The sequence below is a fragment of the Micromonospora sp. DT229 genome (genome assembly GCF_049844505.1).
Lineage (GTDB): Bacteria > Actinomycetota > Actinomycetes > Mycobacteriales > Micromonosporaceae > Micromonospora.
In genome coordinates this window covers 1-18,188 of sequence record NZ_JBNCLD010000025.1, presented here as the reverse complement: position 1 = coordinate 18,188, position 18,188 = coordinate 1, and the positions used below count along the sequence as shown (strand labels likewise).

General features: G+C 68.9%; 19 protein-coding genes and 2 pseudogenes. 13 read left to right on the top strand and 8 right to left on the bottom strand.

Annotated elements, in window-relative coordinates:
* Positions 1 to 5: 5 nt before the first annotated feature.
* The 4 genes from ACLQ2T_RS26795 to ACLQ2T_RS26780 are packed head-to-tail and all read left to right on the top strand — an operon-like array spanning position 6 to position 3,994.
* On the top strand, positions 6 to 737 hold the full coding sequence (locus ACLQ2T_RS26795) for a class I SAM-dependent methyltransferase (protein WP_425769125.1): 732 nt from the start codon (positions 6 to 8) through the stop codon (positions 735 to 737).
* Positions 734 to 1,951 (top strand): cytochrome P450 family protein, encoded by a 1,218-nt coding sequence (locus tag ACLQ2T_RS26790; RefSeq protein ID WP_425769124.1) that lies wholly within the window; start codon positions 734 to 736, stop codon positions 1,949 to 1,951. The genes ACLQ2T_RS26795 and ACLQ2T_RS26790 overlap by 4 nt, the downstream gene beginning before the upstream one ends.
* Positions 1,948 to 3,282: an activator-dependent family glycosyltransferase gene (locus tag ACLQ2T_RS26785; RefSeq protein WP_425769123.1), complete on the top strand. Its 1,335-nt coding sequence runs from the start codon at positions 1,948 to 1,950 to the stop codon at positions 3,280 to 3,282. Before ACLQ2T_RS26790 ends, ACLQ2T_RS26785 begins: the two co-directional genes overlap by 4 nt.
* The gene (locus tag ACLQ2T_RS26780; protein WP_425769122.1) at positions 3,275 to 3,994 is read left to right on the top strand and encodes a class I SAM-dependent methyltransferase; all 720 of its coding nucleotides are present in this window, start codon (positions 3,275 to 3,277) and stop codon (positions 3,992 to 3,994) included. The genes ACLQ2T_RS26785 and ACLQ2T_RS26780 overlap by 8 nt, the downstream gene beginning before the upstream one ends.
* Before the next feature lie 47 nt (positions 3,995 to 4,041).
* On the opposite strand, the gene ACLQ2T_RS26775 is transcribed toward ACLQ2T_RS26780, so the two are convergent.
* The 6 genes from ACLQ2T_RS26775 to ACLQ2T_RS26750 form a co-directional block, all read right to left on the bottom strand.
* Entirely contained in the window at positions 4,042 to 4,635 is a 594-nt protein-coding gene (locus tag ACLQ2T_RS26775; protein ID WP_425769121.1) for a dTDP-4-dehydrorhamnose 3,5-epimerase family protein, read from the bottom strand.
* Positions 4,632 to 6,053 carry an NDP-hexose 2,3-dehydratase family protein gene (locus tag ACLQ2T_RS26770; RefSeq protein ID WP_425769173.1) on the bottom strand — a complete coding sequence of 474 codons (1,422 nt, stop codon included), beginning with the start codon at positions 6,051 to 6,053 and terminating at the stop codon, positions 4,632 to 4,634. The genes ACLQ2T_RS26775 and ACLQ2T_RS26770 overlap by 4 nt, the downstream gene beginning before the upstream one ends.
* Before the next feature lie 226 nt (positions 6,054 to 6,279).
* Entirely contained in the window at positions 6,280 to 7,104 is an 825-nt protein-coding gene (locus ACLQ2T_RS26765) for an NAD(P)H-binding protein (protein WP_425769120.1), read from the bottom strand.
* 123 nt (positions 7,105 to 7,227) lie between these two features.
* Entirely contained in the window at positions 7,228 to 7,893 is a 666-nt protein-coding gene (locus tag ACLQ2T_RS26760; protein WP_425769119.1) for a class I SAM-dependent methyltransferase, read from the bottom strand.
* On the bottom strand, positions 7,886 to 8,818 hold the full coding sequence (locus tag ACLQ2T_RS26755) for an SRPBCC family protein (protein ID WP_425769118.1): 933 nt from the start codon (positions 8,816 to 8,818) through the stop codon (positions 7,886 to 7,888). Before ACLQ2T_RS26755 ends, ACLQ2T_RS26760 begins: the two co-directional genes overlap by 8 nt.
* 100 nt (positions 8,819 to 8,918) lie before the next feature.
* Entirely contained in the window at positions 8,919 to 9,698 is a 780-nt protein-coding gene (locus ACLQ2T_RS26750; protein ID WP_425769117.1) for a cyclase family protein, read from the bottom strand.
* A 182-nt stretch (positions 9,699 to 9,880) separates the two neighbouring features.
* Here ACLQ2T_RS26750 and ACLQ2T_RS26745 point away from each other — a divergent pair, with 182 nt between their 5' ends.
* The 9 genes from ACLQ2T_RS26745 to ACLQ2T_RS26705 all read left to right on the top strand — a co-directional run bounded on the left by ACLQ2T_RS26745 (position 9,881) and on the right by ACLQ2T_RS26705 (position 16,086).
* Positions 9,881 to 10,321, top strand: a complete 441-nt coding sequence (locus ACLQ2T_RS26745; protein ID WP_425769116.1) for a nuclear transport factor 2 family protein — start codon at positions 9,881 to 9,883, stop codon at positions 10,319 to 10,321.
* A 61-nt stretch (positions 10,322 to 10,382) separates the two neighbouring features.
* Complete coding sequence (locus ACLQ2T_RS26740) at positions 10,383 to 11,150, top strand: SDR family NAD(P)-dependent oxidoreductase (protein ID WP_425769115.1); 768 nt, start codon at positions 10,383 to 10,385, stop codon at positions 11,148 to 11,150.
* Between the two features lie 131 nt (positions 11,151 to 11,281).
* Positions 11,282 to 11,620, top strand: coding sequence for an antibiotic biosynthesis monooxygenase family protein (locus ACLQ2T_RS26735; protein ID WP_425769114.1), 339 nt, complete (start codon positions 11,282 to 11,284; stop codon positions 11,618 to 11,620).
* 29 nt (positions 11,621 to 11,649) lie between these two features.
* The gene (locus tag ACLQ2T_RS26730) at positions 11,650 to 12,918 is read left to right on the top strand and encodes a beta-ketoacyl-[acyl-carrier-protein] synthase family protein (RefSeq protein ID WP_425769113.1); all 1,269 of its coding nucleotides are present in this window, start codon (positions 11,650 to 11,652) and stop codon (positions 12,916 to 12,918) included.
* Positions 12,915 to 14,147: a ketosynthase chain-length factor gene (locus tag ACLQ2T_RS26725; protein WP_425769112.1), complete on the top strand. Its 1,233-nt coding sequence runs from the start codon at positions 12,915 to 12,917 to the stop codon at positions 14,145 to 14,147. The genes ACLQ2T_RS26730 and ACLQ2T_RS26725 overlap by 4 nt, the downstream gene beginning before the upstream one ends.
* A gap of 31 nt (positions 14,148 to 14,178) precedes the next feature.
* A complete protein-coding gene (locus ACLQ2T_RS26720; RefSeq protein WP_425769111.1) occupies positions 14,179 to 14,433 on the top strand; it encodes an acyl carrier protein in 255 nt (84 codons plus the stop codon).
* A 239-nt stretch (positions 14,434 to 14,672) separates the two neighbouring features.
* Positions 14,673 to 15,203: a class I SAM-dependent methyltransferase gene (locus ACLQ2T_RS26715; protein ID WP_425769172.1), complete on the top strand. Its 531-nt coding sequence runs from the start codon at positions 14,673 to 14,675 to the stop codon at positions 15,201 to 15,203.
* Positions 15,204 to 15,378: 175 nt separating this feature from the next.
* The gene (locus ACLQ2T_RS26710) at positions 15,379 to 15,828 is read left to right on the top strand and encodes a hypothetical protein (RefSeq protein ID WP_425769110.1); all 450 of its coding nucleotides are present in this window, start codon (positions 15,379 to 15,381) and stop codon (positions 15,826 to 15,828) included.
* 99 nt (positions 15,829 to 15,927) lie between these two features.
* The gene (locus ACLQ2T_RS26705) at positions 15,928 to 16,086 is read left to right on the top strand and encodes a hypothetical protein (protein ID WP_425769109.1); all 159 of its coding nucleotides are present in this window, start codon (positions 15,928 to 15,930) and stop codon (positions 16,084 to 16,086) included.
* 193 nt (positions 16,087 to 16,279) lie between these two features.
* On the opposite strand, the pseudogene ACLQ2T_RS26700 reads toward ACLQ2T_RS26705, so the two are convergent.
* Together ACLQ2T_RS26700 and ACLQ2T_RS26695 are read right to left on the bottom strand one after the other, a co-directional pair.
* A pseudogene (locus ACLQ2T_RS26700) lies at positions 16,280 to 17,389 on the bottom strand (IS701 family transposase); the annotation flags it as partial.
* A 197-nt stretch (positions 17,390 to 17,586) separates the two neighbouring features.
* A pseudogene (locus tag ACLQ2T_RS26695) lies at positions 17,587 to 18,111 on the bottom strand (IS701 family transposase); the annotation flags it as partial.
* Positions 18,112 to 18,188: the final 77 nt, after the last annotated feature.

Sequence of the window (18,188 nt, the reverse complement as noted above, 5' to 3'; positions counted from 1 at the left end):
GTGCCATGCAGTACGGAGTAGAGCACGCGGAGTTGTACGACATCGATTTCCCGGACCGCGGCAAGAACCTGAGGGCCGAGGCGGAAACGGTCGCCCGGCTGATCCACCATCACCGGCCGCAGGCGAGCTCCGTGCTCGACGTAGCCTGTGGCACGGGCACCCACCTGGAGGTCCTGCGCGAGACCTTCGACCACGTCGAGGGGGTGGAGTACGCCCCGGCCATGCGGAAGATCGCCGAGCGGCGCCTCCCAGGGGTGACCATCCACCCGGACGACATGCGCGAGTTCCGGCTCGGCCACACCTTCGACGCCGTGGTCTGCCTGGGCAACGCGATCGCGTGTACCGCTTCGGTTGCCGAGCTGCGCATCGCGATCGAACGGATGGTGGATCACATGAAACCGGGCGGCGTGCTCATCGTCGAGCCGTTCTGGTTCCCGGAGAACTTCATCGAGGGGTACGTCCGGGGCCACCTGGCGGTCGAGGAGCAACGGGTCGTCGCCCGGATCACGCATTCGCGCCGGGAGGGCGACCGGGCCCACTTGGAGATCAAGTTCGTGATCGCTGAGCCGTCCGGCATACGCGACGTTCGGGAGGTCCTCGACATCGCCCTGTTCACCCACGCCGAGTATGTCGATGCGATCACCCGTACCGGGTGTTCCGCGGAGTTGGTGCCGGGACTGGCCCTGGACCGGGGGCGCCCCAACGCCCCGGGCCTCTACCTGGGGATCCGGCCGTGAGCACGGCGGGAGCGGACTACCCCCGCAGCGAGACCGTGAGCACGATGCTGGAGGGCGGCCAGCGACGCCGCCTGCAACTGGCGCAAGGGCTGCAATGGCTGCGCGCCGCCGGCGGGGATCCGTTCGCCGCGCTGCTGCGTGACCACGACGAGGACCATGCCGACCTGTACGCCCGGCTGCACGGTGGTGCCCCGATCTGGCGCAGCACCACCGGTACCTGGGTGGTGGCCCGGCACCGCGCCGCGATGGCGCTGGCGGCCGACCCGGCCGTCGAGGAACAGTTCGTGGACTGGCGACCTCTCGGCATACCGGTCATGCCGCTGACCGCGCACCACCTGGGGCTGCACCCCGAGGGCCGGGAGTCGCTGCTGGGTCTCGCGCGGGCGGAACTGGGGGAGGAGGCCCTGGTCGGCTGGCAGCCGCAGTGGGCGGCAGCCGTACGGCGAAGACTGGACCGGGCCGGTGAGGGCGGAAAGATCGACCTCGCCGCGCTGGCCGCCGACCTCGCCGTCGACATGCTCGCCGCGCAGTTGGCGCTGCCTGAGCAGGACCGGAGCCGGCTCGCCGAGCAGGCACCTCGCGCCGGGCTGGCGGCCGACAGCCTGCTGTGCCCGCAGGACCTGCGGCGGACCCGGGACATGCTGGCCGGCATTGCCGACCTGCGGGATCTCTTCAAGGAGCAGCCGCTGCACCTGATCCTTGCCGTGCTCGGCGTACGCGTCTGCAGCGATCTGCTGCGCAACGCGCTGGCCGCGCTGCTCGCCAACCCGGCGGGCTGGGCCGCCCTACGGGCCGAACCCGGCTCCGCGGCGGCGGTCCTCGGGGAGACCCTTCGCCACGACCCACCGGTACGTGTGCAGATGCTGGTGGCGGCGGCCGACACTGACACACACTCCGTCCCGATCGCGACGGGTGACCAGATCGCCGTCCTGCTCGGGGTGGCCAACCGGGACCCTGAGGTCTTCCCGGACCCGGACGTCTTCCGTCCCGACCGGGTGGTGTCGCCGGACCAGCCCGTGCTGCTGCCTGGTTGGCCGGTCGGGTCGGTACTGCCGCTGGTCCGAGCCCAGGCAGTCGTCGCGTTGACCGCGCTGGCCGACCGGTTCCCCGACCTGGCGGCCGCGGGGCCGGTGGTCCGGGACGTCCGGGCACCGGCCACCCGGGCCGTTCGCGAGCTGCCCGCTTGGACCGACAGGAGAGTGAGTCGTCTGTGAAGGTGCTGTTCACCTGCTTCGCCGCACCCACCCACTTCTATTCGCTGGTGCCGCTCGCCTGGGCGTTGCGCACGGCGGGCCACGAGGTCCGGGTGGCCAGCCAGCCCGACCTCGCCGACACCATCACCCAGGCCGGACTCACCGCCGTCCCGGTCGGCCCGGCCGGTTGGTTCGGGGTGGACGCGTGGGCGCCCGAACTACTCGGGCAGACCTTCCCGGACAGCCTCGACTTCGTTCGGGACTTCGACTACACCGGAAACTCCGCACAGCAGTGGAGCCTGCGACAGTTGCTGGAACTGGAGTACGTCACCAGCTCCGGCCTGTACGCCACGACGAACAGCGACCCGATGATCGACGGGTTGACCACGTTCGCCAACGAGTGGCGGCCGGACCTGGTGATCTGGGAGATGTACACGTTCGCCGGTGCGATCGCGGCCCGGGTCTCGGGCGCCGCACACGCCCGCTTCCTCTGGGCTCCCGACATCGCGGTGCGCGCTCGGCACACGATGCTGCGGCTCGCCGAGCGGCAACCGGCCGCTCACCGGCACGATCCCACCGCCGAGTGGCTGGGGGAGTGCCTGGCCCGGTTCGGGAGCCACTTCGACGAGGAGGTCGTCACCGGCCACTGGAGCATCGACATGACGCCGCCCAGCATGCGGCTCGATGTCGGCCTGCGCACGGTGGGCATGCGCTACGTGCCGTACAACGGGCCGTCCGTGCTTCCGGACTGGCTGCGTACCCCGCCGGAGCGCTCGCGGATCTGCCTGACCTTCGGCCTCAGCAGCCGCACTGACGGTCAGCCGATCAGTGCCCTCGACCAGGTGCTGGGCTCACTGTCCCTGGGCGACCTGTTCGACGCGGTCCGAGGCCTGGATGCCGAGATCGTGCTGACCGTCGCGCCGGAACTGCTCACCGGGGTCCGGCTACCGGACAACGTCCAGGCGGTCGGCTTCGTGCCACTCAACGATCTACTGCCGACCTGCTCGGCGATCCTGCACCAGGGCGGTAGCGGCAGTCGGTCCACCTCGGAGGTGCACGGTGTGCCGCAGCTGATGCTCTTCGACCCCTGGGACGCCGTACGGGGACAGGGTGTGGCCGGCAGCGGGGCAGGGCTGGCCATACCGCGCGCCGAGATCACCGCCGATCTGCTCCGCGACAGCCTGCACCGGCTGCTCAACGATCCGTCGTTCGCCGAGGGTGCTCGGCGGGTACAGCGGGAGGTGTTGGCCGAGCCGACCCCGAACGAGCTGGTGCCGGTGCTGGAACGTCTGACGGCCCAGTACCGCACGGCGGACAACCGGGTGTCGCCGCTGGGAGGCGCCCGTGTATGAGGCCGGCTTCGCCGAGATCTACGACGAGGTCCATCGGCATCGGGGCAAGGACTATGCGGCGGAGGCGGCGTACCTGGCCCAACTGGTCCGGGCCCGCCACCCGTCGGCCGACTCGGTGCTGGACGTGGCGTCCGGCACCGGTGGACACCTGCGCCACCTACGCGAGCGGTTCACCACCGCAGAGGGACTCGAGATGTCCCCGGAGATGCTCGCCATCGCTCGCGAGCGGCTTCCGGGACTTCGACTGCACCAGGGTGACATGCGCGCCTTCCGGCTGGGGCGCCGCTACGACGCGATCACCCTGATGTTCAGCTCGATCGGGTACGTGCTCGACCAGGCCGACCTGGAGCGGACCCTGCGCTGCCTGGCCGAACACCTCCACCTCGGTGGCGTCCTCATCATCGAGCCGTGGGTCTTCCCGGACACGTTCCTTCCCGGGTACGTGGCCGCCGACCTGGTCCGCCACGACGATCGCAGCATCGCCCGGATCTCACACTCGGTGCGCGACGGCGACGCAGTCGTGATGACGGTGCACTACCTCGACGCGGACTCAGGCGGCGTCAAGCACCTCACCGACGTCCACCGGCTCGCGCTGTTCACCCGGGAACAGTACGAGGACGCCTTCGCCAAGGCGGGCTGTCCCGCGGAGTTCGTCACCTCCGCCCAGTTCAGTCGGGGCCTCTTCGTCGGCGTCAGGACACCACCGGCCTGAAGCCGTCCGGCCGTGGCACATCGGTGTCACGGCCGGACGCTCGTGGGTCAGCCGTGCTCCGCCCGTACGCATTCCGCGTACGAGGGCAGCCAGCCCTGCCGCAGCGCCTCCGCCAGGGTCGGCGCCACGCGGTCCCGATCAGACAGCCGCAGGGTGGCTGGGGCCGGCAGGGAGAGGCCCAGATCCGGGTCGAACGGGTCGAGGGCGTGTTCGTGTTCCGGCACGTATCCGCCGGAGAGCAGGTACGACATCACGGTGTCGTCCGCCAGCGCCAAGAAGGCGTGCCCGACCCCCATCGGCAGGTACAGCGCGGTCGACCCGTCGCCGTCCAGGGTGATGACGTCGTGCCGGCCGAAGGTGGGCGATCCGACTCGGAGGTCGACCACGAAATCCTGGCAGCGGCCGTGGGCGCACCACACGTACTTGGCCCGACCCGGCGGCGCTGCTGTGTAGTGCACCCCTCGGAACACTCCACGGCGGGACCGGCTGAGACATGCCTGGGCGACCGGAAACAGCGGCCGGCCTGCAGCCTCGGCGAACACCGTCGCGTCCAGCGGGGTGCTGAACAGGCCGCGATCGTCCGTGAATCCGGGCGTCCGGAAAGCGAAGGCGCCCTCGACGGCGAGCGGTCGTACGGTCACGGCCGGTCCGTTCGCCTGGTGGCCCGTCCGGTCGCGGTCAGGCTGTGCAGGCAGGCGACCAGGCTTCGGGCCTGTACGTTCAGGTAGTGGCTGTGCCGCAGCAGATCCGCCATCTGGTGGAGGGTGACCCAGCGGAAATCCGGGTGGTCGTACTCGGGACCCGGATCGACCTCGACCACGGTGTAGCGGTTCCGAGAGTGGTGGAAGCGGCCTCCCTCCTCGGACAGCACGGTGTCGAAGTGGATGCGTTCCGGCCGGGCGGCCAGCACCGTGTCGATGAAGCGAGGGCGGGCCGCTGAAGGCAGCACGGTGTAGTTCTCCGGGGTGCACTGGACGGTCGGCCCCAGCTCGACCACGTCGAGGTATCCCGGCTCCGCGCGGGCGTGCACCAGCGCGTGGAGCATGCCCTGAATCCGGGCCACGAGGAAGGCGACGAGCCCGGTCCCGATCGGCGCGATCAGCGGTTGCATCCAGCTGCCCACCTCCCGGGTGCCGGTACGGACGTCCACCCCGATGACGTCGAAGAAGCGCCCGGACTCATGGACGATCCGCCCCGCCTCCCGCCGCCAGCCCGGTAGGCCGCGCAGCGGCACCTCCCTGGTGTACACCTCGGTGCGGGTCCGTATCTCGGTCACCCAGCTCAGGATGTCGGTCATCGGATGCAGGCCACCGTCGCCGCTGCACGAGGCCAGCAGCGCGGCGTGGAAAGCGTCGCCACCCGCCGGTAGGACGGCCGTCACCTCGGGGCCAGCGAACGGAACGCAGGACAGCACGGTCCGGGCGTCCATGTTGATCAGATCCTCGGCCTGCAGCAGCCGATGCAGCTCTCCGAAGGTGACCCACCGGAATCCGTCGATCACCTCGATGTCCTCGGTGACCTCGACGACCATGTTGCGATTGCGCTTCTGACGGAACCAGGCACCCTGCTCCGACTGGCGGACGTCGCTGACGATCCGGTGCCGTGCGGTATCCCGGAAGTGCTCCAGATACGGCACCGGCCGCCCGCCGTGTACCTGGGTGTAGTTACTGCGGGTCGCCTGCACGGTCGGACAGAGTTGGAGCCCGTTGCGGTTGCCGGGTTCCACCTTGCCCTGGACCAGACAGTGCAGAACACCGTCGATCTGCTTGATCAGCAGCCCGAGAATGCCGATCTCCGGTTGGTTGATGATGGGCTGGCTCCACTGAGGCACCGGCCCGTTCGGGACGTGCACCTCGAGCCCTCCGATGGTGAAAAACCTGCCGGAGTCGTGCCGGATCACACCGGTGTCGGGGTGCGTACTCCATCCACTCAGGTCGTCGAGCGGTACCGGCGTCACCTGCATGGCACGCCGTTCGCGCAGGTCGTCGAACCATCGGTCGAACTCGGCCGTGCCCGTTTCGTCCCCCGCGGACACCGACTGGGCGATGCGTCGGGGCATGGTGCGGTGGTAGGCCGACCGGGGGTCGGCGAGGGTTTCGTGGACCGTGCTCACCGGGGGCCTCCTTCATCTCGGCAAGCTGCCGGGATCTCGGATCTCACGGTGTCAGCGCGCACTCGAAGGCGACTGGACCGATACGTCGAGGCTCACTTGAGGACGCCAGCGCGGGCGGGAAATGCGTGACGGCCACCGCAAAATGCGATGGCCGTCACTCAGGTGTTGGCGGTCAGCGGAAGGCTGCGGCGTGGTCGGCGGCCCATTCGACCAACGTCCGAGCCGGACGGCCGAGCACCTTTTCGACATCCGGCAGCACCGGTTCCGGATTGTCGACAGTCGTCGCCCAGTAGCCTAGGAACCACTCGACCACGTACTCGGGCATCTCGTCCTTGACCTGCTCGCGCCACTGATCGGGGCTGACTTCCTCGAAGCGGAGCGGACGGCCGATCCCACGCCCGATCTCGGCAACCTGCTCGGACTTGGTGAGGCTCTCCGGCCCGGAGAGGGTGTAGATGTTCCCCTGCTGCCCCTGGCCGAGCAGTGCCGCCGCGGCGATCTCGGCGACGTCCGCCTCGTGCACCGGTGCCTGCCGGGCCGCGTCGTACGGTGCCCGCACCACGCCCTCGGTACGGATGGCGTCTGACCAGTCCAGCAGGTTGCTGGCAAACATGCCCGGCCGCAGGTGTGTCCAGGCGAGGCCGGAATTCTCCACCGCGAGTTCTGCGGCTCGGTGGTGCCTGCCGTTCGCGTCATCCTCGATGGCGGCGGTCGCCGAGGAGAGGACGACGATGTGCCGCACTCCGGCCATGCGGGCCAACTCGACCACCTGTTCGGTGTCGCCTTCCGCCAGCAGGTAGAGGCTGTCGACGCCGACGAGCGTCGGTTCCACGGTCTCCGGGCGTTCGAGGTCGCCGCCGACGACCTCGACGCCGGACGGCAGGCCCGCACTGTCCGGCCGCCTGGTCAGGGCCCGAACACGCGCCTCGGAGGCCAGCAGTCGGTCGACCACTTGGCGGCCGATGGTGCCAGTTGCGCCAGTTACCAGAATTCTCACGATTGCCCTCCAATCAGCCGGGTCGGGCGACAGTAGCAATTTGGTCGCCAATCTTCACATGAAACTTCCAGCGCAATTCCCGAAAGTTTCGGGCCGTCGACCGTGGGCGTGCCGCAGGGTGACTCAGTTACGAGCCCGGAACAGGGCCACGGATCCGTGCACCACGATCTGGAAGTCGGCGAACCGCGCCGCCAACTCGGCCCGCAGGTCGGTCAGGGAATCGGTCCGGTTGCTGAAGGTGCCGCTGTCGTTGAGCGTCGCCAGCAGCCGGCTCGCCGCCGGTGTGTGTGTCACACCTTCCGCGAGTACCGTGCTGCCGAAGATCCAGCCTCCCGGCTCGATGTGCGTCCGCACGTGGTCGAGCACCTGGGCCTTGTACGCCATCCCGCCCGGCAGGCAGTGCAGCAGGAAGTTCAGGCCCGCCGAGTCGAACCGTTCGGCCCCGACATCGAACGGGGCCAGCACGTCCCTTTCGAGGGTCACCGGTTCGAAGCGACGCAGCCGCCCGGCCGCCTCCGCCAGCACCGTCGGATTGAGGTCCACCAGGGCGATCCGCGGCCGGGGCGTCCGGTGCCGGCAGTTGTCGAGGAAGAAGCCGGTGCCCGGACCAACATCGACGTGCCGGTCGCCGATGTGGCGGTCGTACCAGTCGAGCATGACCGAGCGGTCGCAACACCAGACCCGCCGGCAGATGTCGCCGAGCACCGCCTGGTCGTACTCGGCGAGCCACTGCGGTGTGTACACGGCTGTCCCGGCCAGGCTCTCCTCCCGGGTCGGCCGGTCAGTCACGGACGCGCTCCTCCGCGTACGCCTTCGCCAGCCGCAGGTTGCTCATGCTGTTGCTGCTGAGTACCCGGCGCAGGTACCGGCGGGCGTCGAGCACGGTCGTGCCAGGGCCCAGGATCGACAGCGCCTCGGGCTTGATCGTGGCGGTGTGCCGCGACGCCAGGACGGTGCCTTCCCGGGTGGTCGTGAAACGCCAATGTCCGGTGTGGCCGTCGAGCAGCTTCGGCAGATGAATCTGCTTGTAGACGATCAGGGTGCCGGGCAGACACACCCGTACCGAACGGGTGGTGTGCGCCGAGCCGTCCGACGTGAGGGTGTCCATGTCGAAGAACTGGACGTTCGGGGTCGGCTCCTCCAGTACCAGGCGGGAGACGTGCGGGATGCGCTCGGGCCACTTGTCCGCCTCGTACAGGTAGCGGTACGCGTCGTCGGGCGGCGCAGCCACGAACAGTGGGTCCTCGAAGTCGACGACCAGGTCGTTCAGCAGTTCGGCCTGCTCGGCCGCGTAGCGGAACCGTTCGAGCAACTCGCGGAGCTCCTGGTCGGCCCGGTCCGTCGGGAAGTCACCCGGCCCGGAGGCCGTCTGCTCGGCCCGGATCTCCGTGCTGGTGTCGGAGAGCGCAAGGAATGCGAACTGGCCCCGCGACGGTGCCGCGTCGGGCTCCTCGGGTTCGAATTCGTAGCTGATCCGCAGGGCGTTCCGGTCGAAGCGCCAGTACCCGGTCCAAGACCGTACGGTGTGGTCGTCGATCACCCACCAGTGCTGGAAGGAGTCGCGGCCGTCCCGCTGGCCCAGTGGCTCCGCGTGCACGGACGGGCCGTGGAACTCGGGCCACCGCTGAAGCCCCGCGACCAGGTCGTACACGAGGCTTACGGGGGCGCTGACGGTCATGGTGTGTCGGATGGTGTCCTGTTGCGGAGTCGGCACGGTCGAGCACCTCCGGGTTGTGTGACGGTTCGCTTCGAGGCTCACGGGCTGCGCTCGAATACCTGTGGAGCCTGGCTGGACGAGCGGCGACCGGCGCGGTTCAGTCCTCCACGAGGGCGACGGCGCGGGCCCAGCCGGCGCCGGCCCCGGTGATCCGCACCGGCAGGCAGGAGACGGTGAATCCGTACGGCCGGGGCAGTGAGCCGAGGTTGGCCAGGCGTTCGATCTGGCAGTATTCGCGCAGGCGGCCGGCGAAATGGGCCGGCCACAGCACCGACCGGTCGCCCGTGCGCTGGTACTGCTCGATGATGTACCCGAACGGTGCGTCGAGACTGAAGGCGTCGGTCCCGATCACCCGGACACCGAGATCGAGCAGCGCGTGAACGGCGGTGCCGTCCAGTCCGGCGAAGGTGGTGAAGTAGTCCGGGGTGCCGGCCAACCGGTCCGCGCCGGTGTGCAGCAGCACGATCTCCATCGGGGCGGGCACGTGGCCGATCCGCACGAACTCCTCTTCCAGGCGGGCGGCGTTGATCGTTCCGGTCCCGGTGTCGGTCAGGTCGAGCACCACGCCGGGCCGGTAGAACCAGTCCAGCGGCATCTCATCGATATGTCGGGGCCGTCCGTCGCTGTACGCGGCCACCGACCCGTAGTGCGACGGCGCGTCCACATGCGTGCCGGTGTGCGTGGTCAACGAGATCCGGTCGAGGGACAGGAATTCGCCGTCCGGCAGGACATCCGGGTCGAACTCGATGCCGAAATGTTCGCGCATCTCGTGGCTCATGTGCAGCGCACCGTCGCGCGGACTGAGAACTTCGTGCCTGACCGGATCAGGTTCGTAGCCGGCGGCGTCGACGGGTGCGGAAAGGTCGATGATGCGCACAGGTGACTCCCGGTTCGAGGACGACACGTCGCGGGAATGCTCGCCGCACCGCTTCGAGACCCGGTACAGCCTCGCTCCATCACGGGCATCCGATCGTGAGTCGAGCCAGGCTCAACGGGCGCGTGTCAGCGTGCCGCGGTGGAACACACCGGCAACCGCGCGACGTCTCGGACGGGAGCACCATGACCGCACAGCTCGATCAGGCGACCTTCGCGGACCTCTACGCGGAGGTGCAGCAGTTCTACGCCCACCACATCTGGCTGCTCGACGAGGGAGCCGCGGACGAGGTGGCGGAGACCTTCACCGAAGACGTCAGCATGGTCTCCCCGCCCAAGGTGCCGGAGCCGATCCGAGGACGCGCCGCCCTCCACACCGGGCTGCTCAAGGTGGCAGAGACTCTGGCCGCGCAAGGCGTCAGGTACCGCCGGTGCCACTCCATGATGTCGGTGGCCCCACAGCCCGGCGGCGAGCTGCGGGTGCGGTCGTACGTGCTGGTCGTGCGTACCGTGCAGGGTGGCGAGTCGGTGGTGCACGCAATGTGCGTCTGCGAGGACGTCCTGGTACGCGTGGACGGCGAGCTCAAGGTCCGCGAACGGGTGGTGACCCGCGACGACCAGCGGTGAGCAAGCATCGTGCCGGTCGCCGTTGACTCCGCTTCGAGCGCCAGGGCCTAGCGTTCCGGCCGTGAACGATTCGAGGAACGATTCCGCGGTCCGGGCGGTCGTGATCACCGGCGGCGGCACCGGTATCGGCCGGGCCACCGCCCGGGCGTACGCCAACGGTGGTGACCGGGTGCTGGTGGTGGGACGAACCGAGCGAACGCTCGTGGAGACCGCCGACGGGTACCCGGGCATCAGCCGACTGACCGCCGACATCTGTGCTCCGGACGCCCCCGAACTGATCGTGAAGACCGCGTTGCGTGAGTTCGGCCGGATCGACGTCCTAGTCAACAACGCCTCGTCGGGTAGGCCGGCACCGTTGGAGCAGTTGGACCGGCAGGTCGCGCTCGACGGGCTGGAGGTGAACCTGCTGGCCCCGATGATGTTGACCCGGCAGGCGATCCCGGCGCTGGCCGAAACGCGCGGCACGGTGGTCAACATCAGTAGTGCCGGTTCGCTCGGCCGCCGGGCCTGGCCCAACTTCTCGGTCTACGGTGCCAGCAAGGTCGCCCTGGACTTCCTCACCAGGACATGGGCGGTGGAGCTCGCACCGCTCGGCATCCGGGTCGTGGCGGTCGCGCCCGGTGTGGTGGAGACCGGGATGGGCATCCGCGCCGGTGCCACGCCGGGGGAGTACGCCGGATTCCTGGAGTGGATGAAGACCGTCACCCCGCTCCGCCGGGTCGGCCGACCGGAGGAGATCGCTTGGTGGGTGCGACAGCTGACCGCGCCCGAGGCGGACTTCGCGACCGGCACCGTGCTGGCCGTGGACGGCGGGGCCAGCGTTACGTGAGTATCGCCCCGCGCCGTCGGGTGAGCCCGTCTACAGCCGAGCCAGAGTCGAGCAAGGCACTAGAACCGTCCGGCAGCGTTGCCGTAGCGGGACCGGAGGTGGTCCCGCCGAACCCAGGAGGAGCAGCGCTGATGTCGAATGCCCAGCGGTACGACGCGACGGCCAGCGGGACGGTCACCTTCGTCAACACCTTCGACGTGCACAGCGCGGCGGACGAGTTCGAACGGGTCTTCGCGGACATCTCCGAGTTCATGGCTCGGCAGCCCGGCTTCATCCAATACACCCTCTGCCGGCACATCGATGCGGACAAGCAGAACCGCTACGTCAACATCGCACTCTGGACCGACGTCGAGTCTTGGCGCAACGCGGTGCAACACCCGGACTTCCAGCAGCACGCCAAGGAGATCCGTAGCCGCTGCACCAACGAGGCCAACATGTACGCCCCTCGGCAGTCCTTCAAGGTGCGGTAAGCCATCACACCCTTGCGAGGTCAGTGGGAATGAAACGTCGTGTCGTGGTGACCGGCATCGGGGTTGTCGCACCGGGCGGTATCGGCGCCAAGCAGTTCTGGGATGTGATCTCCACCGGTCGTACGGCGACTCGTCGGATCACTTTCTTCGACCCCTCGCCGTTCCGATCGCAGGTAGCGGCCGAGTGCGACTTCGATCCGGCCGAGGAAGGGCTTTCCCCACAACAGATCCGCCGCACCGACCGGGCGGCCCAACTCGCGATGGTGAGTGCCCGGGAGAGCCTCGACAGCAGTGGTTTGGACCTCGGGAGACTCGAACCGGCGCGTACCGGGGTGGCGGTCGGTACGGCCGTCGGCTGCACCATGGGCTTGGAGGAGGAGTACGTCACCGTCAGCGACGGTGGTCGCAGCTGGCGAGTATCCGAGGAGTACGCGGTTCGGCATCTCTTCAATTACCTGGTGCCGAGTTCCCTGGCCACCGAGGTGGCTTGGATCGTCGGTGCGGAGGGACCGGTCTCGGTGGTCTCTACCGGCTGCACCTCCGGGCTCGACGCGGTTGGCCACGCCGTCGAGTTGATCGCCGAGGGCACCGCAGATGTGATGGTGGCCGGTGCCACCGACGCACCGATCTCGCCGATCACGGTGGCCTGCTTCGACGCGATCCGGGCCACCACACCACGTAACGACGAGCCGACCACCGCTTCTCGGCCGTTTGACCGGACCCGCAACGGATTCGTGCTCGGCGAGGGTGCGGCAATGTTCGTCCTGGAGGACCTGGAGCACGCCCGGCGACGGGGCGCACACATCTACGCCGAGATCGCGGGCTTCGCCACCCGTGCCAACGCCTACCACATGACCGGCCTGCGGCCGGACGGCATCGAGATGGCGGAGGCGATTCGAGTCTCCATGGACCGGGCCCGAGTCGCCCCGGCAGACATCAACTACATCAACGCCCACGGCTCGGGCACCCTGCAGAACGACCGGCACGAGACGGCCGCCTTCAAGCGCGTCCTTCGGGAACGGGCGTATCGAACGCCGGTGAGCTCGATCAAGTCGATGATCGGGCACTCGCTCGGGGCCATCGGCTCGCTGGAGATCGCCGCGTGCGTGCTGGCGATGCGGTACGGGATCGTTCCGCCCACGGCCAACCTGCACGAGGCGGATCCGGACTGCGACCTGGACTATGTCCCGGTCGTGCCGCGTGAGCACCGGATCGACACCGTCCTGACGGTCGGCAGCGGGTTCGGTGGATTTCAGAGCGCCATGGTCATCGCCCGGCCCGACCGGCGGGTGTCATGACCGCGACCGTCGTGACCGGAATCGGTGTGCTCGCCCCCACCGGACTGGGCACGGAGCTGCACTGGGCTAACACCATCGCCGGGCGGGGTGCGATCGGCCCGATCACCGCTTTCGACCCGGGTGGGTACTCGAGCCGGCTCGCCGGTGAGATCAGCGGCTTCCGGGCCGGTGATCACCTGCCGGGCCGGCTGCTGCCGCAGACCGACGGGGTGACCCGACTCTCCCTGGTCGCCGCCGAGTGGGCGCTGCGGGACGCCGCCATGGACCTGCCCGCCCTGTCCGAGTACGGCATCGGCGTGGTGACCGCCAGCACCGCCGGTGGCTTCGAGTTCGGCCAGCGCGAGTTGGAAAAACTGTGGAGCAAGGGTCCCGAGCACGTGAGCGCGTACCAGTCGTTCGCCTGGTTCTACGCGGTCAACACCGGGCAGATCTCGATCCGGCATGGCCTGCGCGGGCCGAACGGCGTCCTGGTCGCCGACCAGGCGGGGGGTCTCGACGCGGTCGCACAGGCCCGACGGCGGGTTCGGGACGGGACGGCGGCGATGGTCTGCGGGGCACTTGACGGCTCACCGTGCCCGTGGGGCTGGGTCGCGCAGTTGGCGACCGGGCAGGTCAGCCGGGCTGAGGAGCCCGCCAGGGCGTACCTGCCCTTCGATGCGGATGCTTCGGGGTACGTGCCTGGAGACGGCGGCGCGCTGCTCGTCCTGGAATCCGCGACCGCTGCACGGGCCCGCGGCGTGCGCTCCTGGTACGGCGAGGTGGCGGGATACGCGGCAACCTTCGATCCGCCGCCCGGTTCGGCGCGGCCACCGGCGCTGCGCCGTGCCATCGAGGACGCTCTCGCCGATGCCGGGTTGGCCGCTGCTGACATCGACGTCGTCTTCGCTGACGGCGCCGGCGTCCCGGAGCGGGACCGTTTGGAGGCGGCGACGTTGCGGACGATCTTCGGACCGCATGGCGTACCGGTGACCGTGCCGAAGACGATGACGGGGCGGCTCGGGGCAGGCGGGGCGGCCCTCGACGTGGCCACCGCGCTGCTGGCGCTGCGACACGGGGTCATCCCACCCACGATCAACGTCTCCAGCCCGGTGCCCGAGTACGAGATCGACCTGGTTACCCAGGCCCGCCGACAATCGCTCACCACGGCTCTGGTCGTGGCTCGTGGCCATGGCGGGTTCAACTCCGCGATGGTGTTGCGCGGTGGGCAAGACGACACCGACCGAGATTGAGCGGAAGCGGCGGAACGGAAGGAGTGGAAGCATGAGCACGTTCACGATCGCGGATCTGGCCCGGCTTTTGAAGGAATGCGCCGGTGAGGAGGAGTCGAACCTGCGGGACGACGCTCTCGAGGTGCCCTTCGCGGCGATGGGTTATGACTCCGTTGCAATGTTGGAGATAGCCGGTCGTCTCCGTGCTGAGTACGGGGTGGTGATGGACGACGAGGAGATTCTCCCGGCGGAGACTCCCCGTCAACTGCTCGATCTGGTCAACACGTCGATGGCGGTGGACCGCTGACCGCTGGCGCCGATTTGGTGTGGGTCAGCCCGTCGGCCCCACACCGAACGGTGCAGACACCCTCGGAGGCTGCTGTGGCGACCCTGCTGGGCAGCATCGACGCGACCTGATCGCCACTGTGCGCCGACGAACTCACCGCCGCCATACGCCCCGACCAGCGGCCCTGCTACTCCGGCAGAGGGCGCCCCGCAGGGCCCGGGCAGGTACCCTTGGCCGGGCCCTTCGACCATGGGCTGGACGTGTGCTGCGGTACCGGGGCGGGCATGGGGGTGCTCAAATCCGTGTGCCGAGCAGGCATCACGGGTGTGGACTTCAGCGCCGGCATGCTCGCCCAGGCGCGCAGCGCTCACCCGGACGCCACGTGGGTTCAGGCCGATGCTCGTGCCTTGCCATTCACCGGAGGCTTCAGCCTGGCCGTCAGCTTCGGAGCGCTCGGGCACTTTCTGCCCGCCGAGCGACCGGCTCTCTTCACGGACGTCCACCGCGCGCTGCGGCCCGGCGGGATCTTCGCCCTCCCGATCGGTGCACCGCCGCCGCTGACCTCGACCGCGCACTGGGCCGCGCTCGGCTTCGACCTGGCCATGCGGGTACGCAACACCGTGTGGCGACCCCCGTTCGTCATGTACTACCGCACCAACCCGCTGCCCGCAGTCCGCGATGACCTGACAGCGGCCGGCTTCACCGTGACGACGGTCGCCTTGACCGCCCTGGGACAGCGCCGCGACGGCAACCCACGGTGCCGGCTCGTCCTCGCGCAACGACCACGCTGAACGCACCGGATCCGCGATCACACCGAGACTTCCGAGACGAGCCGATTCCCGCGCCCTGCCCGTGCCGGCGGTATCGCTCCCGGTAGCGCCGCCGCTCCACGCTCTCCCGTCATCCCGGTGTGGCGGACGAGGTGCATGTGGGCGATCCGTCGTCGGGCACTGCATGATGGCGCCCATGAACAGGGAGGTGCGCCGGACCGTGGTCGCAGCGCTGGTGCAGTTGGCCAGCAGCGCAGACTACCGGGACCGCGCCGATGCCGGGCAGGCCATGGCGAGCTTCGTGGAGATGGCAGAGACCCGTGAGCCACTGCAGCGGCTCCTGCTCGACGCCGACGACACCGGCGTCACCCGCACGACCGCAGAGGCCCTGCTGCGGCGGATGGATGCGCCCGGCCTGGCGGCGGTCGCGCGAGCCCTGGCCGACGCCGACGCCAACCATGCCGACTGGCTGTACACCGCAGTCTGCGACGTGTTCATGATCTATGCCAGCCGACGAGACACCGCAGTACACACCTGCGACGCGATGATCGAGCAGGGCGATCCGTCGCTCCGCCGGGGCGCTGCTCACCTGCTCGATGCGCTGGTCGAGATCAACCCGGTCCTTCTTGCCGCAGACGACATCTGACCGCACCCACGGACAGGCGAGAATGAGGCTCACCGGGTAACGCCGACCGCGGATGCCCACCCGACTGCGGGATCGAGCCCGGTCCCTAGAGTCAACCGCGTGTACTTCGTCTGCCGGTGGCGGGAGGAATCTCCGTTCAGCAAGCGGGTGGTCACCGTGCCTGACGCGACCGTGCTCGACTGGTTTCGCCGCGGCTGGAAGCACGACGACCCGCAGACGTGGATCGCTGGCGAGTTGGGCGGCGACGTCTACGCCTAGTACTCCAGCCGTACTTGGTGGAGTCGTAGTCTTCGCTGGTAGTGGGCTGTTCTGGCGCGGTACTGGTGTCGGCGGCGCCATCGTGACCATCGATGTATGTGGTCGAACGGTCGGGTGGTGGTGATCAGGTGTGCCAGGAGACGTCGGACCTCGCCGAGGGTGAGCGGAATGAGGCCATCGTCAGATTCGGTGCCCCCTTTTTCGCCTGTGCGGCGGTGACGGCGAGGTAGGCGTGGGCGCACAGAACGAGGGTTATGTGGCGGTACCAGGCGTCGTAGCGGCGGACCTGGTAGTGGTCCAGACCGACCTCGGTCTTGGCGGTTTGGAAGCACTCCTCGATCGCCCATCGGGTGCCGGCGATGCGGATCAGGTCCTCGTCCGGGGTGCCGGCAGGCCCGAAGCACAGGTAGTAGGCCAGGTCGGTGGGGTCGGTGATGCTGCGGCGGATCAGCAGCCAGTGGCCGTATCCGTCGGTGGTGCCGGGTAGGGAGGCCACGGCCCAGTCGTAGAGTCGTGGTCCTTTGGCGCCGTCGCCGCAGCTGCGGCGTTTCCAGGCCAGGGCTGGCGCGTTGGTGGCGAGGACGTCGGGGCGGGAGTTTCCCACTGTGGTGGGGATCCGTTGGTTGCGGGGCACGGCGAGGACGTAGCCGATCCTGTGTTGCTGCAGCCAGGTCCGGAACTTGGAGTCCTGGCCGTATGCCTCGTCCGCGGTGACCCACCTCGCCGGCAGGCCGGCGGCGATGGCGCGTTCGAGCATCCGCAGCCCAAGGGCGGGTTTCGTGGCGAACCCGACACCCGCCGCGATGCCGGCCTCGGCGCGGCGGGCGGGGTCGTCGCACCAGCCGCGGGGTAGATACAACTCGCGGTCGATCAGGGTGCGCCCGGCGGGGCTGGCGTAGGCGAGGAACACCCCGAGCTGGCAGTTCTCCGTCCGTCCGGCGGTGCCGGAGTACTGACGCTGCACCCCGGCCGACTTGATCCCCTTCTTCAGGAACCCGGTCTCATCGACGACCAGCACCCCATCGTCGTGGCCGAGATGCTCGGACACGTAGGCGAGCAGGTCGTCGCGAACAGCGTCCGGGTCCCACGCGGACCTGTTAAGCAGCCGTTGCATCCGGTCCGGCGTGGTGTCGCCAGCCGCTTCGGCCAAGGTCCAGCCGTTCTTGCTCGCCAGCGGCGACAGCAACCCCACCAGATAGCGCAGCGCCTGCCGGCGCGGCTCTGCCCGCCCGAACCGGTGCGCGAACCGTGCCAGCAGATCATCCAACCCTGCCCGCCAGCCCACGATTTCATCGATCAACACAAGCACGGCAGCCTGCCCGCCCCACAAGTGGCCACAACAGACAGACAGTGCGATCCCCTGATCCATGGCACGAATAGCATCGACGTGCGCAGTTACATGGCCCGGTTCCGCCAGGCGGCGATCAAGCCGACGAGCTGCCAAAACTTCAGGTCAGGCAAGTGCGGCTGGAGTACTAGTACGGCAGCCGCCGTTCGGGCTCATGGTTGAAGTGAGAGTGTGAGTCGTCGTTTGTAGTGGGCTCGTCGGGCTCGGGCTTGATGGCGGCGTCGCCACTGTGACCAGCGCAGTCGGTGGGCGATGTCGCGGACCGGCCGGATGATCAGTGTGTTGATCAAGCGGCGGACCTCGTTGACGGTCAGTGGGATCAAGCTGGGCCCGGTAGCGTCGTCGGACTCGTTGGCGGCGTCGGCGGCGCAGATCGCCAGGACGGCGAGGGCGGCCAGGGCGAGGGTGGTGAAGCGGTGCCAGGAGTCCCAGCGGCGGACCTGGTGCTGGTCGAGGCCGACCTGACCCTTGGCGGTCTGGAATGCTTCTTCGACGGTCCAACGGATCCCGGCGACCCGGACGAGTTGGGCGAGGGTGGTCGGTCGCGGGGTCCAGCAGCGGTAGAAGGCCAGTTCTCCGGTCGTGGTGTTGCGTCTGATCAGGAGGCTGTGTCGGCCGCCGTCGTCAGGGTCTGCGTCGGTGGTGACATCGTCGAGCCAGGCCCAGTCGTAGAAACGCTGGGGTTGACCCGGCTTGACGGACAGGGTCGATAAGTTGATCTCACGCTACCTTGCTGGTTGACCTGCGGGAATAG